The organism is Nocardia sp. 852002-20019_SCH5090214 (genome assembly GCF_001665865.1).
Classification (GTDB): domain Bacteria; phylum Actinomycetota; class Actinomycetes; order Mycobacteriales; family Mycobacteriaceae; genus Nocardia; species Nocardia nova.
Map to the genome: position 1 here is coordinate 1 of NZ_LZMK01000372.1, position 15,251 is coordinate 15,251.

Consider the following 15,251-nt stretch of genomic DNA (forward strand, 5'->3'; position numbering starts at 1 on the left):
AGCTCGCGCCGAGTGCGGGGACGGTCGAGGTGAGCGGGGCGCCCGCCCGGCCCCCAGCGATGCCCGTCCACGCCCAGCCCGACCAGATCGATCCCGCGCAGTTGCACACCGGCATCGATCGTCTTCTGTTGTGGCACATAGCCGATACGCGGATTGCCCAGCCGGGCGGGCGCCCCGCTCACCTCGACCGTCCCCGCACTCGGCGCGAGCTGCCCCAGCAGCATCCGCAGCAGCGAGGTCTTACCGGATCCGTTGGGTCCCAGCACCGCGACGAATTCGCCGGGCGCGACGTCGAGATCGAGGCCCTCCCAGAGCGTGCGCGGCCCGAACGCCAGGCTCGCACCCCGCAGCGATACCGCGGGTGCCGCCGTGGCCGCCGCTGATGTGGTCGCGGGAATCGTCGCCGCCTCGCCGGTCTCCTCGCAGAACGCGCACTCCGCGCCGTCGAAACGGGGCGTGCTCGCGACAGAGCCGGGCCGGGCCGCCGTATCCGGGGATTCGTCGGCGGTCGGCCGGGTCCGCTGGTCGCCGTCCCTATCGGTGTGGCCGTCGCCGGAGAGTGCGTCGGCTCCGCTGCCGGCGGATTCCGGCGCTTCGGTTCGGGTGCGTCCCGCCATCACTACCTCCCTCAGCCGAGCGCGGCGGCCAGTGCCGTCGCGTTGTCGGTCTGCCACTTCACGAAATCGGTGTTCGCCGGGAGGGTTTCGGTGACCTCGACGATCGGCACACCCGCGGATTTCGCGGTCGCGGCGACATCCTTCGTGGTCTTGTCCTCGGTCTGGATGTTGTAGACCAGCGCGCGAACCTGCTTGCCGGTCAACAGCTCTCGCACCGCCGCCAGATCCGCCGGCGCGGGATCGGTGCCCTGTTCGATTGCCTCCTCGAAGGCGTGCGGGGTGCGGTCGTCGGTGTCGGCGGCCAGCAGCAGATAGTGCGCGAGCGGTTCGGTCTGCAGTACCGGCGTCTTCGGGTGGGCGGCCGCGGCTTTCGCGGTGATCGCGGAGATGTTCGCCAGCTGGGCGCGGAATCCGGCGGCGCGATCGGTGAAGGCCTGCTTGTGCTCGGGATCGATGCGGCCGAGTTCGTCGGCGATCCGCCCGGCCACGGCGTCGACGGTCTTCATGTCGTACCAGACGTGCTCGTTCTCGTCGTTCGGCGTCGAGCGCAAGTCGAACGCGGCGATGCTGGGTTTGCCGCGCCCCGCGGCCGCCTTCTCGGCGAATTCGTCGTAGTGGCCGCCGTTGTAGAGCACCAGCGCGGCATCGCGGATCGCGGCGGCATCGGTCGGGCTGGTTTCGTAGGAGTGCGGGTCCACGGCCGGGCTGTCGATGATCGACTTCACCTCGACGTCGGGACCCCCGACCGCCGCCGCGACGCTGCCCCAGACATCGGTGGAGGCGACGATTTTCGGCTTCCCCGAATCCGAGGACGATCCCGAGCAGGCGGCCAGCGTGACCGCGGTGGTGATTCCCAGCGTGACGACAGCGATTCGAGCGGCGAAACTTCTGATCACGCGGGGTACTCCTGCACATGAGCTCTTAACGGAAACGATTTCCATTTAAATGTAACGTATGTGGCGGGCCCGGACCCCATCGATCGGACCGGCCGGGATGTGAACCGCACCACGAACAGGGCCCGCGACCGCTCGATCCGAGCGACCGCGGGCCCTGGAACGGGAATCCGGCGACCGGTGGCTACTGCACCATGGCCGCTACCGGCTGGCTCAGCAGCTGGGCGCAGCGCAGCAGACCCAGATGGCTGTAGGCCTGCGGGTGGTTGCCCAGGGAGCGTTCGGCGACCGGGTCGTACTCCTCGCTGAGCAGTCCGGTCGGGCCGGCGACATCCACCAGCTGGGCGAACAGCGCCTCGGCGTCCTCGCGCTTGCCGATCAGCAGGTAGGCCTCCACCAGCCAGGCGGCACACAGGTGGAAGCCGCCCTCACCGCCGGGCAGGCCGTCGTCGTGGTGATAGCGGTATACCGTCGAGCCGCTGCGCAATTCGGCCTCGGTGGCGACGACCGTGGCCGCGAAGCGCGGATCCGACGGTTCGATCAGTCCGCTGAGGCCGATGTGCAGGGTCGCGGCGTCCAGATCGGTGCCGTCGTAGGCGGCCGTGTAGGACTGCACCTGCTCGTTCCAGCCCTTGGCCTTGACCTCGTCGGCGATGGTCTCGCGCAGTTCGACCCACACCGGGTCGATGCCGCGGTCGAACCGCTCGGCCAGCTTCAAAGCCCGGTCGACCGTCAGCCAGCCCATCACCTTCGAATACACGTGGTGACGCGGGTTGCCACGGATCTCCCAGATGCCGTGGTCCGGTTCGCGCCAGCGGCGCTGGACAGCCTGGACCATGGCCTCGACGAGTTCCCAGTCGCGGTCGGGCAGTGCCTTGGCCGGGTCGAGAATGCCCTTGCCCTCCCGAGCCTCGGCCAGGGCCGCGATCAGATCCACGATCGGGCCGAACACATCCAGCTGGACCTGCATATTCGCCGCGTTGCCCACGCGTACCGGCCGCGAGCCCGCGTAACCGGGCAGCTGATCCAGCACGGCCTCCGGGGGCAGCGTCTCGCCGTAGAGCGTGTACAGCGGGTGCAGGCGTTCCGGTCCGGCCAGCGTCTCGAGCACGCGGTGCGTCCAGGCCAGGAAATCCTCGGCCTCCGCCAGCGAGCCCAGGGTGACCAGGGCGTGCGCGGTGAGCGAGGCGTCGCGCAGCCAGCAGTAGCGGTAGTCCCAGTTGCGGACGCCGCCGATGTCCTCGGGCAGCGAGGTGGTGGCCGCGGCCAGAATCGACCCCGACGGGGCGTGTACCAGCCCGCGCAGGGTCAGCGCCGAACGCTTCATCAGATCGGGCTTCAGCGGCGGCAGGTTCAGATCGGCGGCCCAGTCGCGCCAGTACCGCTCGGCCTCGTTGCGCCGATCCGCCTCGCTGACCATCGCTGGGGCGAGATCGGAGGTGCCGCAGCGCATTTCGAGCACGATCGGCCCCTGCGAAGGGTCGACCACCGCGCGGGCGACGTGGTGGATGCCCTCTTCGGAGATCTCCCACTGCACGCCGGGGGAGCGCAGCACGATCGGATCGTTGGTGCCGTGCACGCGCAGGCCGGCCGGTTCGCGGACCAGCGTCACCGGCACCTGCCCGAACTCCGGGCGGGGTGCGAAGGTGACCACCGCGCGCGCGTCACCGGTGATCACGCGGGTCAGATCGGTGCGTTCCAACGCGACGTCGTGCGGCAGGTAGTCGACGATTTTCAAACTGGACCAACGGGTTTCGACGGTCATGGTGCCGTCGACGTAGCGCTGGGACAGCGGCAGGCTCTGACGCTCGGGGGCGATGGTGAAATGTCCGGCAGCCGGGCCGCCCAGCAGATGGGCGAAGACCGCCGCCGAATCCGGCTCGGGATGGCAGAACCAGCTGACGGTCCCGTCGGGGGTGAGCAGCGCCTTGGAGCGCGGCGAGGCCAGCATGGTCAGCCGCTCGATGCGCGGCGCCGACGCACCCGCCAGCCAGGTACGGCGCTCCTCGAGCAGGAACGCCAAAGCCTTGGCGACCTCCTCGGTGCTGGGCACCCGGTACTCCGCGAGGCTCTCGCCGTCGCCCACCTTGATGCCGATGTCCGGACCCGACAGCCGCGCGAAGGCCTTCTCGTCGGTGACGTCGTCACCGAAGAAGACGGCGGCCGAGGCGCCCTCCTGATGGCGGATGATGTCGAGAGCCGCGCCCTTGTCGGTCTGGATGACGGCCAGTTCGATGACCGCCTTGCCCTCGGTGACCTGAATGCCGACCCAGCTCGCCGGACCCTGCCGGGCCTGCTGCAGCGCACGCCGGCCCACCTCGGGAGTGGCGTTGCGCACATGCAGCGCGATACTGGCCGGCTTGGCCTCGACGGTGACGCCGGGATTGTCGTCGGCGATGGCGGCCAGGGCGTGGCGCACCTCGGTCAGCAACTGCTTGGCGTCGTTGTCGATGGCGTGCACGAATCCGACATCGAATTCGGAGCCGTGGCTTCCGATCAACTGCACCTCGACGGGAAGCCGGGAAAGCGCCGCGAGATCTCGCAGCGCGCGGCCGGAGATGACGGCCGCGGTAGTGGTCGTCAGGCCGGCGAGCGCACGCAATGCGCTGACCGATTCCCGATGGGGATAGGCCTTTGCCGGATCGGAGACTATGGGCGCGATTGTCCCGTCGTAGTCCGAAGCGACCAATAGCCGCGGCACGCGGGCTACGGCCGACAAGGCACGGCGAAGTTCGTGTGGCAGATCCTGTGCGCTCACGCATCCAACCTAGTGATCGGAGGAGATTTTTCAGGGCGCGAGAAACTTTACTGGGTCAGGTTTGCCCGCGTGTTGGCGCAGTGATACGTGCTGTTTACACGAGCTCGCCAGGCAGGTTTCGAACGCCGGACCTACATTGTCCGGCAATCCGCTCCCTGCCGCGCGCTCAGGACTTTTCGCCCAGCAAGAGGTCGACGGTCAGGTCGAGGCGCTCGGCCACATCGGTCGCCGAGGCGCGCCGGGTGAGCCACGCCACCAGATTCGACAGCCACACGTCGCTGATGACGCGGGCGATGGCCAGATCGCGCTCGGTGGGCTCGCCCTCGTTCACGGCCCGCGCGAAGAAGCGGTCCATCACCTTGCCGACCCGGTCGACCTCGGCGGCCGCGGAGGCGTCGGCGAACATGAACGCTCGCGTCATGGCCTCGGTGAGCAGGGGATCGCGCTGCATGGCGCGGGTGACCTGGGTCAGCATCACGTGCATGCGTTCCTGCGGGGTCTGCCCGGCCAGCGGCTTGCGTTTGCTGTCGAACTGCTCGAATTCCCGGGCCAGTGCCGAGACCAGCAGATGCACCTTCGAGGGGAAGTACCGATACAGCGTGCCGACCGCGACGTCGGCGCGTTCGGCGACCGCGCGCATCTGCACCGCGTCGTAACCGCCCTTGGAGGCGAGCGCGAGGGTGGCGTCGAGGATCCGCTTGCGCCGTTCGCGCTGGGCCGCCGAGCTCAGCTCGTCCTCGCTGAGGGTGCTGACCGTCGCGCGATTGCGGGCTCCGTTCTGCGCACCCGAGTCGGCTGCCTGCTCTCGGGAGGGACTGGCCATTCGTGAAAGTCCTTTCCTGCACGCACGTCGGTTCCGGTGGCCGACGAGCGTAGTTCAGCGGCGGCGACGGACGCCCCTTGACTTACGCCCGACCGTCACATTAGAACATGTTCTAGGTGTGGGAGTCACGCCGGAAAGGCGGTATGGAGTGTGACCATCGCCACCACTGACGAGCATAAAGCCGTCCAGGAGTCGATGCGCGGATGGGCCGCAGCGGTGCACCCGATTGCAACAATGCGCAGTGGCGCGCCGGGGTACTGGCGTGAATTCTGGCCGGGCCTGGTGGGCCTCGGCATCTTCCGCGTCGCGGTCCCCGAGGAGGCCGGCGGCGCGGGCGGCTGCGTGAGCGATCTGGCCGTGCTGATCGAGCAGGCGGCGCATGATCTCGTGGGCGGACCGGTGACGGCTACCGCGCTGGCCGGCCTCGTTGCCGGCGACACCCTCGACGAGGATACGCCCTGCGGTATCGCCCTGGGCGAGCCTGTTGTGCTGTCGCACAACGCAACCGACGCGCTGGAAGTGACCGGCACCTGGGAGACCGTGCTCGGCGCCGACGAGCAGACCGCGCTGTTGCTGCCGGTACGCTCCGGCGACCGCGAGCTGTGGTGCCTGCTGCCGGCGGGCACGCCGGGCGTGACGGTCGAGGCGCTCGAGCCCCTGGACCCCAGCACTCCGCTGGCCCGTGTGGTCTGCGCAGGCGTCGCGGTGCCGGCCGGGCACATCTTCGAACCGCCCTACGCGGTGGGCGATCTCGTGGCCGCGCTGATCGCGGCCGAGGCCGCGGGAATCGCGGGCTGGTGCCTGGAGACGGCGGTCGACTACGCCAAGGTCCGGGAGCAGTTCGGCCGCAAGATCGGCGAATTCCAGGCGATCAAGCACATCTGCGCCTGGATGCTGTGCCGCACCGAACAGACCCGCGCCGTGGCGGCGGACGCGGCGGCAGCGGCCGATCCGGCGACCGCCGCGGGAGCTACCGATGCGGGGGGTGGCGAACTGCGACTGGCCGCCGCCGTCGCGATGGCGATCGCGCTGGACGCCGCCGTGGAGAACGCCAAGGACTGCATCCAGGTGCTGGGCGGTATCGGCTTCACCTGGGAGCACGACGCGCACCTGTACCTGCGGCGCGCGACCGCGCTGCGGGCGTTGCTGGGCGGTTCGGCACACTGGCGGGCCGAGGTGGCGAAGCTGACGCATGCCGGAGTGCGGCGCAACGTCTCTGTCGACCTCGGTGACGCCGAAGGCGGATCGGCATGGGAGGCAGCGGGTCTGGACACGGCCGAGGGGACCGTGCTGGCCGCCGACCTGGCCCGTATCGCCGCGCTGCCCGCCGGAGAGCAGCGCAGCGCACTGGCCGAGGCGGGACTCTTGGCCTGCCACTGGCCGGCTCCCTACGGTCGCGACGCCGACCCGATTCAGCGCAGTCTCATCGAGGATCAGATCCGTAAGGCCGGAATCGAGCTGCCGGATCTGGCGATCGCCAACTGGGCGATTCCGACCCTGCTGCAGTGGGGTACGCCCGAGCAGATCGAGCGCTACGCGCTGCCCACGCTGACCGGTGAGGTCATCTGGTGCCAGCTGTTCTCGGAGCCGGGCGCCGGCTCCGATCTCGCGGCGCTGCGCACCGTCGCCGAGCGGGTCGAGGGCGGCTGGAAGCTGCGCGGCCAGAAGGTGTGGACCTCGCTCGCCGACCGTGCCACGTGGGGAATCTGTCTGGCGCGCACCGATTCCGCCGCGCCGAAGCACAAGGGCATCAGCTACTTCCTGGTCGACATGAAGAGTGCGGGGCTCGAGATCCGGCCGCTGGTGGAGATCACCGGGGAGGCGCGCTTCAACGAGGTCTTCCTCGACGACGTGTTCGTCCCCGACGACTGCCTGGTGGGAGAGCTCGGCAACGGCTGGCGGATCGCCCGGTCCACGCTCTCGGCGGAGCGAGTGGCCATGGGCGGCAAGGGAATCGGCGACGAGCTCGAGGCCCTGATCGCCGCAGCTCCCACCGCGGGCCCGGGTGCCGAGGTGGTCGCCGATCGCCTGGGCGCGCTGGTCGCCGATTCGGTGGCCGGCACGTTGCTGGAGGCGCGTGCGGCCGCGAAATTGCTGTCCGGCGGTGACCCCGCGGCGGAGAGCAGCGTCCGCAAACTGGTCGGCGTCCGGCACCGGCAGGCAGTGGCCGAATTCGCGGTCGAACTGTCCGGCACGGCCGGTGCGCTGGATACCGACGTGGTGAAGGAATTCCTGCTCACTCGTTGTCTGTCGATCGCCGGCGGCACCGAACAGATCCTGCTGACCGTCGCCGGTGAGCGGATTCTCGGGCTGCCGCGCGAATCGAAGGGCTGATACCGCAGGGCAGTGGCCACCAGAGCAGCCCACATCCGACAGGGAGCAAAAGAATTGGACTTCACCAGAGACGAGAGTCAGGACGCGGTCGCCGAAGTCGTCGTGAGCCTGCTCGAACACGACAGCGCGCGTGATCTCGCGTTGTGGCCCGCGCTGGTCGACAGCGGGCTGCTGGCGCTGCCGCTGCCGGAACAGCACGGCGGCGACGGGATGGGACTGCTCGAGGTCTCGACCCTGCTGACCGAACTCGCGACCGACGCGGTGGCGGTGCCGGCGCTGTCGACCCTCGGGTTCGGCGTACTGCCGCTGGTCGGCCATGTCGGAGACGACTTGGCGGCCAAGGTCTTTCCCGCCGTCGCCAAGGGCGCGATCCTGACCGCGGCACTGCACGAACCGGGCGCCCCGTTCGTCGCCGAACCGCAGACGAAGGCGGTGGCCGACGGCGATTCGGTGCGGATCACCGGCCGCAAGATCGCGGTGCCGTACGCGGAACAGGCACAGTGGATTCTGGTGCCGACCGATCGCGGTATCGCGGTCGTCGACGGTGACGCGAACGGCATCACCCGTACCGAGAGCCCGAGTTCCACGGGCGCGCCGGAATTCTCGGTGGCCTTCGACGACACGGTGATTCCGGCGGCGCAACTGCTTGATATCCCACTGGAGGACCTGCACCGCATCGCCCTGGCCACCCTCGGGGCGGTCGCCGACGGTTTGCTCAAAGGCGTGCTGGCGCTGACCTCGGAACACCTGCGGACCCGGCAGCAGTTCGGCCGCCCGCTGGCCGAATTCCAGGCTGTTGCACAGGAAATCGCCGACGTCTACGTGGTCTCGCGCGCCTTGCAGGTGGCCGCGACATCCGCGAACTGGTCGCTGGCGCAAACCTTCGGCGGCGAGAACTACAGTGGTGACAAGCACCTGGAACGTGTCGATGACGACCTCGATGTGCTGGCGTTCTGCGTGGCCTCCGAGCTGCCGGCGGCCATGCAGCGGTGCCATCACCTGCACGGCGGCATCGGCGTCGATGTGACTCACCCGCTGCACCGCTACTACTCACAAGCCAAGGACATCGCCCGCTGGCTCGGCGGTGCGTCGTTCCGGCTGGACCGGTTGGGAGCCAGATGTACATCGATCTGACCGCTGAACAGCACAAGCTGCGCGACGAATTACGCGCCTACTTCGCCGATCTCGTCACTCCCGAGGAGGAGGCCGAGATGGCGGTGAACCGCCACGGCGACGCCTACCGCGCGGTGGTCAAGCGAATGGGCCGCGACGGGTGGCTGGGCGTGGGCTGGCCGAAGGAGTACGGCGGCCAGGGCTTCGGCCCGCTGGAACAGCAGATCTTCTACAACGAGGCGGTCCGCGCCGATGTGCCGGTGCCGCTGGTGACGCTGCTGACCGTCGGCCCGGCGCTGCAGTCGTTCGGTACCGACGAGCAGAAGCGCAAGTTCCTGCCCGGAATCCTCACCGGCGACATCCATTTCGCCATCGGATATTCCGAGCCGGACGCCGGCACCGACCTGGCCGCGCTGCGGACCTCGGCGGTGCGCGACGCCAACGGCGACTGGATCGTCAACGGGCAGAAGGTGTTCACCACCGGAGCGCACGAGGCGGATTTCATCTGGCTCGCGGTGCGCACGGGTTCGGTCGAGTCCCGGCACAAGGGCATCTCGATCCTGATCATGGACACCACCGATCCCGGCTACTCGTGGACGCCGATCATCACCGCCGACGGCGCGCATCACACCAACGCCACCTACTTCGACAACGTCCGCGTGCCGGCGGAAATGCTGGTCGGGGAGGAGAACGGCGGCTGGAAGCTCATCACCACCCAGCTCAATCACGAGCGGGTGAGCCTGGGACCGTCCGGCAAGATCGAGCAGCTCTACGAGCGCGTGCGTGACTGGTCGCGGCGCCAGGGTGTCCTGGAGGAGCCCGAGGTGCGGCGCGCGCTGGGCCGCCTGCACGCCATGGTGCGGGTCAACGAACTGCTGAACTGGCAGGTCGCCTCGAATATGGAGCGCCCCGATTCCGATCAGCGGGATGTGATCGCCGACGCCTCGGCGACCAAGGTGTACTCCACGGAGGCGCTGCAGGAGGCGGGCCGGCTGGCGGAGGAGATCGTGGGGCGCTTCGGCGATCCGGCCGATCCGGCCACCGCGGAACTGCTGACCTGGCTGGACAAACGCACCAAGCAGAACCTGGTCGTGACCTTCGGTGGCGGCGTCAACGAGGTCATGCGCGAATTGATCGCGCAGATGGGCCTGCGCCTGCCCCGCGTACCGAGATAGGAGTTTTCGCGTGTCGGAAACCATGACAGCGGAAGAGATCCGCGCCGCCGGCGAGAAGATCCAGCAGCTGGGCGAGTCCGCTCCGCGCCTCGGCCGCGACCCGGTGAACCAGCCGATGATCAACAACTGGGTCGAGGCGCTGGGCGACGCCAACCCGATCTACGTCGACGACGAGGCCGCCCGCGCCGCCGGACATCCCGGCATCGTCGCACCGCCGGCCATGGCCCAGGTGTGGACCATGCCCGGTCTGCACGGCTCACGGCCCGCCGACGACCCGATGAACGCGGTCAACGATCTGCTCGACGCCGCCGGTTACACGTCGGTGGTGGCGACCAACTGTGAGCAGACCTACCACCGCTACCTGCGCCCCGGCGAGCGTCCGGTGGCGCGGACCAGACTGCGAGAACTGGTGGGGCCCAAGCGGACCGGCCTCGGCGAGGGCTGGTTCGCGACCTATCTGCTGACCTGGTACGTCGACGACGAACCCGTCACCGAGATGTTGTTCCGGATGTTGAAGTTCGCACCCGGCACGGCCGAGTCCGCCGCCACCGAACCCGGCGAGGTGTCGGCGGAGGATCTGGCGAAGCGGGTCCGGCCCACCGTGTCCAAGGACACCGAATTCTTCTGGGCCGGAACCGAACTCGGTGAGCTGCGGATCCAGCAGCGCCCGGACGGATCGTTGCAGCATCCGCCGGTTCCGGCGCTGTGGAAGGACCACAACGAACAGTCCGACTACGTGGTGGCCTCCGGTCGCGGCACCGTCTTCAGTTTCGTGGTGCACCACGCGCCGAAGGTGCCCGGCCGTCAGGTGCCGTACGTCGTCGCTCTGGTCGAAGTCGAGGAGGGCGTGCGCATGCTCGGTGAGCTGCGCGGCATCGACCCCGCCGAGGTCGAGGTGGGCCTGCCCGTCGAAGTGGGCTTCCAGCAGCTCGACGACGACAACACCGTGCCCTACTGGAAGGCCGTGCGATGACATCCACGATTCAGCCGACCGCCGTGCAGGTCGGAACCACTCTGCCCGAGTTGGTGATTCACGCCGACCCGACGTTCGTGGTCTCCACCGCCCTGGCCACCCGCGACTTCCAGGACGTGCACCACGACCGCGACAAGGCCGTGGAGCGCGGGTCCAAGGACATCTTCGTCAACATCCTCACCGACACCGGTCTGGTGCAGCGTTTCGTCACCGATTGGGCGGGGCCGGGGGCGGTGGTGAAATCCATCGCCCTGCGCCTGGGTGTGCCGCTGTACGCGGGCGACACCCTGACGCTCAATGGAACCGTGGCGGCCGTGGACGGCGCGGACATCACCATCGACGTGGTCGGCAAGGACAGCCTCGGCGACCACATCACGGCGAAAGCCGTTATCTCCCTGCAGGAGGCACGCCAGTGACGGGTCTGAGCCGCCGCGCCGCCATCGTCGGCATCGGCGCCACCGATTTCTCCAAGGACTCCGGCCGCAGCGAGCTGCGCCTGGCGGCCGAGGCCGTCACCGCCGCGCTCGCCGACGCCGGCCTGACGCCCGCCGATGTGGACGGCCTGACGACCTTCACCATGGATACCAACACCCAGGCCGCGGTCGCGCGGGCCACCGGTATCCCGAGCCTGAAGTTCTTCAGCAACATCCCGTTCGGCGGCGGCGCGGCGGCGGCGACCGTGCAGCAGGCCGCCATGGCGGTCGCCACCGGAGTCGCGGATGTCGTGGTGGCCTACCGCGCGTTCAACGAGCGGTCCGGAAATCGCTTCGGGCAGTTCGCCACTCATCTGGCGACCGGCAATCCCAGCTCGTCGGGTGTGGACAACGCATTCTCCTACACCCACGGCCTGGGCACTCCGGCCGCGCAGGTCGCCATGGTGGCCCGGCGCTATATGCACGTATACGGCGCGAGCAGTGCGGATTTCGGCCGGGTGGCGGTCGCCGACCGCAAGCACGCGGCGGTGAATCCGGCGGCCCATTTCTACGGCAAGCCGATCACGCTCGACGACCACCAGGCCTCGCGCTGGATCGCCGAACCGTTGCATCTGCTGGATTGCTGCCAGGAGACCGACGGCGGGGTCGCCATCGTGGTCACCAGTGCCGAGCGCGCCCGGGACCTGCCGAACAAGCCCGCGCTGATCGCCGGTGCGGCCCAGGGGTCGGGTGCGGACCAGTACGTGATGACCAGCTACTACCGCGACGCCCTGACCGGCCTGCCGGAAATGGGCCTCGTAGGCGACCAGCTGTGGGCGCAGAGCGAACTGCGGCCGGAGGATATGCAGGCGGCCATTCTCTACGACCACTTCACTCCGTTCGTCCTGATGCAGCTCGAGGAGCTGGGCTTCTGCGGTCGCGGCGAGGCCAAGGATTTCGTGGCCGACGGGGCGATCGAAATCGGCGGCCGGCTGCCGCTCAACACCCACGGCGGCCAGCTGGGCGAGGCCTACATCCACGGGATGAACGGCATCGCCGAGGGAGTGCGCCAGATCCGCGGCAGCTCGGTGAACCAGGTCGAGGGCCTGGAGAACATCGTCGTCACCGCCGGCACCGGTGTGCCGACCTCCGGACTGGTACTGACCGCGGCCTGATCCGGGCGCCCGTGGGGCATGAACTTCCCGTGCAAACCTCGGCGAAAAGGTGGGAAATCCGCCGAAAGCGCCGAGGTTTGCACGAAAAGTTCAACCCCGATGCGGATCGACCGATGGCTCATCGCGGTTATCCGGACCCCACGCGCAAGTGGGCCCGCAGTGGGCGGGCCAGCTGTTCGACACTTCGCGCTGTCCCGGCCGCCAAACCTGTTCGCGCACCGGCGAATCGGTCGAAGACCAAGCCCTCGATGACGGCGATGTAATCGGACGCGGCCGTGTCGGGATCGGTGGCGCCCAGCGCGCGGAACAGCTCACGGGCGTGCCGATGGGAGAACAAGCTCGCGACCAGGCGGGGATGCAGGTCGGGGTCGCCGAGCAGGTCGGTGATCAGCATGTGGCGGGCGATCAGATGGTTACGGCGTTGCGCCAGTAGGTTGTCCAGCCACGCGGCGACCGCGGCGGCGATGTCGTCCGGGTCCGAGGCCGGTAGGTCGGCGGCGCGGAAATCGGTGCGCGATCGTTCGGTGATCGCGTCGACGATCGCCTCGATCAGTGCTCGCTTGGTGCGGAAGTAGTACGAGGTAGACCCGGGTGGCAAGCCGGCCTCGGTATCGAGCGCCCGATGAGTCAGCGCCCGCAGCCCCTGGCGGGCGATCAGGTCGATCGCCGTGCCGACGATGAGTCCGCGCCGGTCCGCCGCACCCACCTCACCCGCTGGACGTGTGGACATCGTCACCTTCTCTCGTTTCGCACCGGATCATCCTCTACAAGTGTAGAGGTGCTCTACGGGTGTAGAGCCCTCAGGAGGGTGGAGACCGTGGACGGATTGGTTCTCGATGACGATCAGCGCACAGCCGCGGCGGCACTGGCCACGGTGGCCCGGCGATGGGGCCGGCGCCGGTGGTCGTTCCCGCGGCCTGTCCCGCACGGGGTCTATCTGCACGGTCGTCCCGGCCGCGGCAAGACGATGCTCATGGACGAGTTCTTCGATCGGGTGGATTCGACACGTAAGTGCCGCTTCCACTTTCACCAGTTCTTCGCGCGGCTTCATATGGCGATCGCCGAATCCGGCGCGCTGCCGGCCGCGCTGGACGCAGTACTCGGCGACACCGAACTGATCTGTTTCGACGAATTCCACGTGCACGACGTCGGCGACGCCATGCTGATCACCCGGCTGCTCGAGGCCCTGTTCGCGCGCCGCATCGTGCTGGTGGCGACCTCGAACTATCCGCCCGAGGAGCTGCTGCCCAATCCGCTGACGCACGCGAAATTCGAACCTGCCATCGCCCTGCTGCGTGCGCATCTGGCCGTGCTCGCGGTCGACGGGCCGCAGGACTACCGTGCCCGCGGGGACCATCCCCGGACCGGATTCGCGAGCGGGCGCTATGTGCGCGGGCGCCGGCCCGGCGCCGACCGGCCGGCCGAGGTGCCGATCGCGCACCTCCGGCTCCGAGCACGAACTGCGGAGGCGGACCTGCTGGTGGTCGACTTCGACCAGATCTGCGCGAAGCCCTTGTCGGCCATCGACTTCCTGACCCTCACCCACACCTACCGGCGCTGGGTCCTGTGCGCGGTGCCGCCGCTGCGGCGGGTTCCGGTCGACGCGGTGACGCGGTTCGTCAACCTCGTCGACGTGCTCTACGACGCCGATCTGGCACTCACCCTCTACGCCGAGGTTCCGCTGCCGGAGTTGATCCGCGACGTCGCCGCCGCCCCGGATCTGGACCGCACCGCGAGCCGGCTGGGCCGGTTGCCCGGCGCTCGCCCGGCGAGCGTCGTCGAGTCGGCCGAGTCGCGGAGCGCGGTGACCGAGCACCCGTCGGCGTCCACCGAAGTGAAGTGCGTTCGTTTGGACGGACGTGCCGTCGAGGAGCCCGAATGCTGTGCGTGGTCACAGTTTCTTCGGCTGTCAACTGGCGGCTAGGGGCATAGACCGGATCGGTCACCGTCCGGTGTCACGATTTCCCTCCTCACGGACCGTTCGGCATGTAACGATGTGCCTGTTTGTGCAGTTCGGATGTTTTCTGGGAGAGGCCCGTGGCCGGGGTGAGAACGGCGATACCACGCGCGATCGGGCTGATCGCACTGATGGCGTGCGTCGTCTTGGCGCTGCGCGGATACCTGCCGGGTACCGGCGGTCCGCATGCACCGTCCCCGCCCTCGGCGGTGACGGTGGCACTCATGCCGGTGCTGTCGCTGGTGTCGGTGGTGATCCTGTTGGCCGGGGTGCTGACCAGCCAGCACCACCTGCCGCTGGCGATGGCCGAGGTCGACCGTGACCGTAAGCGGCAGCCGTTCCGGTTGAGCCGGTTCGGGATCGTGGTCCTCATCGGCACCGCGGTCGCGGCCGTGCTGACCGCGATCGTCTGGGCGGTGTATCTGCTCGCCGGTGGGCGCGAGGAAGCCGCCGCGCCGCGATCGAATCCGCCCGCCACCGCACAGCAGCCCGAAACCACCGCGCCGCCGACCACCCAGCCGTTCTCCGGCAGCCCGGAGCTGAGCGGCCACGCCCTGCTGTTCGTCGGCGCATGCGCCGCGGTGCTGGTGGCGGTCGCGATCCTCGGTCTCGGCGTGGTGGCCTTCGGCGCCCGGGATCGCCGGGGCGCGCCGGCGCTGCTGCCCCCACCCGTGGCCGCCGATGCGCCGGTCTCGCTGGCGCAGGTCGCCGAGATGGGCCTGGCCGCGATGATGGCCTCGGGCAAGGACGCGCGCGCCGCGATCATCGCCTGTTACGTCGCGATGGAAAGCGGTCTGGCGCAGGCTCGCGAGGTGGCGCCACTGATCTCCGATACCCCCTCGGAGGTGCTGGCTCGGGCCTTCGATCGCGGTGTCCTGCACGACGCCTCGGCCCGCGAACTCGTGACGCTGTTCGAGGAGGCCCGGTTCAGCCCGCATTCGATCCTGGAATGGCAGCGCATGCGCGCTGAACAACTGCTGCGCATCGTGCTGGCGGATCTGCAGGGGGCGCGGCTGTGAC

At 69.0% G+C, this 15,251-nt stretch carries 13 protein-coding genes; 8 read left to right on the forward strand and 5 right to left on the reverse strand.

Annotated elements, in window-relative coordinates; all coding sequences use genetic code 11:
* From A5780_RS42270 to kstR, 4 genes are all read right to left on the reverse strand, one after another.
* A partial coding sequence (locus A5780_RS42270) for an ATP-binding cassette domain-containing protein (protein ID WP_231983150.1) occupies positions 1-617 on the reverse strand: 617 nt, incomplete at its 3' end.
* 11 nt (positions 618-628) lie between these two features.
* Entirely contained in the window at positions 629-1,558 is a 930-nt protein-coding gene (locus A5780_RS30235; RefSeq protein ID WP_082976813.1) for a metal ABC transporter solute-binding protein, Zn/Mn family, read from the reverse strand.
* A gap of 136 nt (positions 1,559-1,694) precedes the next feature.
* Positions 1,695-4,268: a trehalose-phosphatase gene (otsB, locus tag A5780_RS30240; protein ID WP_063010092.1), complete on the reverse strand. Its 2,574-nt coding sequence runs from the start codon at positions 4,266-4,268 to the stop codon at positions 1,695-1,697.
* Positions 4,269-4,434: 166 nt separating this feature from the next.
* Positions 4,435-5,091, reverse strand: a complete 657-nt coding sequence (kstR, locus tag A5780_RS30245) for a cholesterol catabolism transcriptional regulator KstR (protein ID WP_030517308.1) — start codon at positions 5,089-5,091, stop codon at positions 4,435-4,437.
* 150 nt (positions 5,092-5,241) lie between these two features.
* Here kstR and A5780_RS30250 point away from each other — a divergent pair, with 150 nt between their 5' ends.
* Genes A5780_RS30250 through A5780_RS30275 form a run of 6 tightly spaced genes read left to right on the forward strand, consistent with a single transcriptional unit; the run spans position 5,242 to position 12,274 of the window.
* Entirely contained in the window at positions 5,242-7,425 is a 2,184-nt protein-coding gene (locus A5780_RS30250; protein WP_064910629.1) for an acyl-CoA dehydrogenase, read from the forward strand.
* Between the two features lie 54 nt (positions 7,426-7,479).
* Positions 7,480-8,559 carry an acyl-CoA dehydrogenase family protein gene (locus A5780_RS30255; RefSeq protein ID WP_063010088.1) on the forward strand — a complete coding sequence of 360 codons (1,080 nt, stop codon included), beginning with the start codon at positions 7,480-7,482 and terminating at the stop codon, positions 8,557-8,559.
* Positions 8,544-9,713, forward strand: coding sequence for an acyl-CoA dehydrogenase family protein (locus tag A5780_RS30260; RefSeq protein WP_030517305.1), 1,170 nt, complete (start codon positions 8,544-8,546; stop codon positions 9,711-9,713). Before A5780_RS30255 ends, A5780_RS30260 begins: the two co-directional genes overlap by 16 nt.
* A 22-nt stretch (positions 9,714-9,735) precedes the next feature.
* Complete coding sequence (locus A5780_RS30265; protein WP_082976818.1) at positions 9,736-10,686, forward strand: bifunctional MaoC family dehydratase N-terminal/OB-fold nucleic acid binding domain-containing protein; 951 nt, start codon at positions 9,736-9,738, stop codon at positions 10,684-10,686.
* Positions 10,683-11,102 carry a MaoC family dehydratase gene (locus A5780_RS30270; RefSeq protein ID WP_030517303.1) on the forward strand — a complete coding sequence of 140 codons (420 nt, stop codon included), beginning with the start codon at positions 10,683-10,685 and terminating at the stop codon, positions 11,100-11,102. The genes A5780_RS30265 and A5780_RS30270 overlap by 4 nt, the downstream gene beginning before the upstream one ends.
* Complete coding sequence (locus A5780_RS30275; RefSeq protein ID WP_030517302.1) at positions 11,099-12,274, forward strand: lipid-transfer protein; 1,176 nt, start codon at positions 11,099-11,101, stop codon at positions 12,272-12,274. Before A5780_RS30270 ends, A5780_RS30275 begins: the two co-directional genes overlap by 4 nt.
* 127 nt (positions 12,275-12,401) lie before the next feature.
* Here A5780_RS30275 and A5780_RS30280 read toward each other — a convergent pair whose 3' ends face one another.
* Positions 12,402-13,004 (reverse strand): TetR/AcrR family transcriptional regulator, encoded by a 603-nt coding sequence (locus tag A5780_RS30280; RefSeq protein ID WP_064910633.1) that lies wholly within the window; start codon positions 13,002-13,004, stop codon positions 12,402-12,404.
* A gap of 87 nt (positions 13,005-13,091) precedes the next feature.
* Here A5780_RS30280 and zapE point away from each other — a divergent pair, with 87 nt between their 5' ends.
* A complete protein-coding gene (gene zapE / locus A5780_RS30285) occupies positions 13,092-14,198 on the forward strand; it encodes a cell division protein ZapE (protein ID WP_231983151.1) in 1,107 nt (368 codons plus the stop codon).
* A gap of 113 nt (positions 14,199-14,311) precedes the next feature.
* Complete coding sequence (locus tag A5780_RS30290; protein WP_231509402.1) at positions 14,312-15,250, forward strand: DUF4129 domain-containing protein; 939 nt, start codon at positions 14,312-14,314, stop codon at positions 15,248-15,250.
* Position 15,251 lies beyond the last annotated feature (1 nt).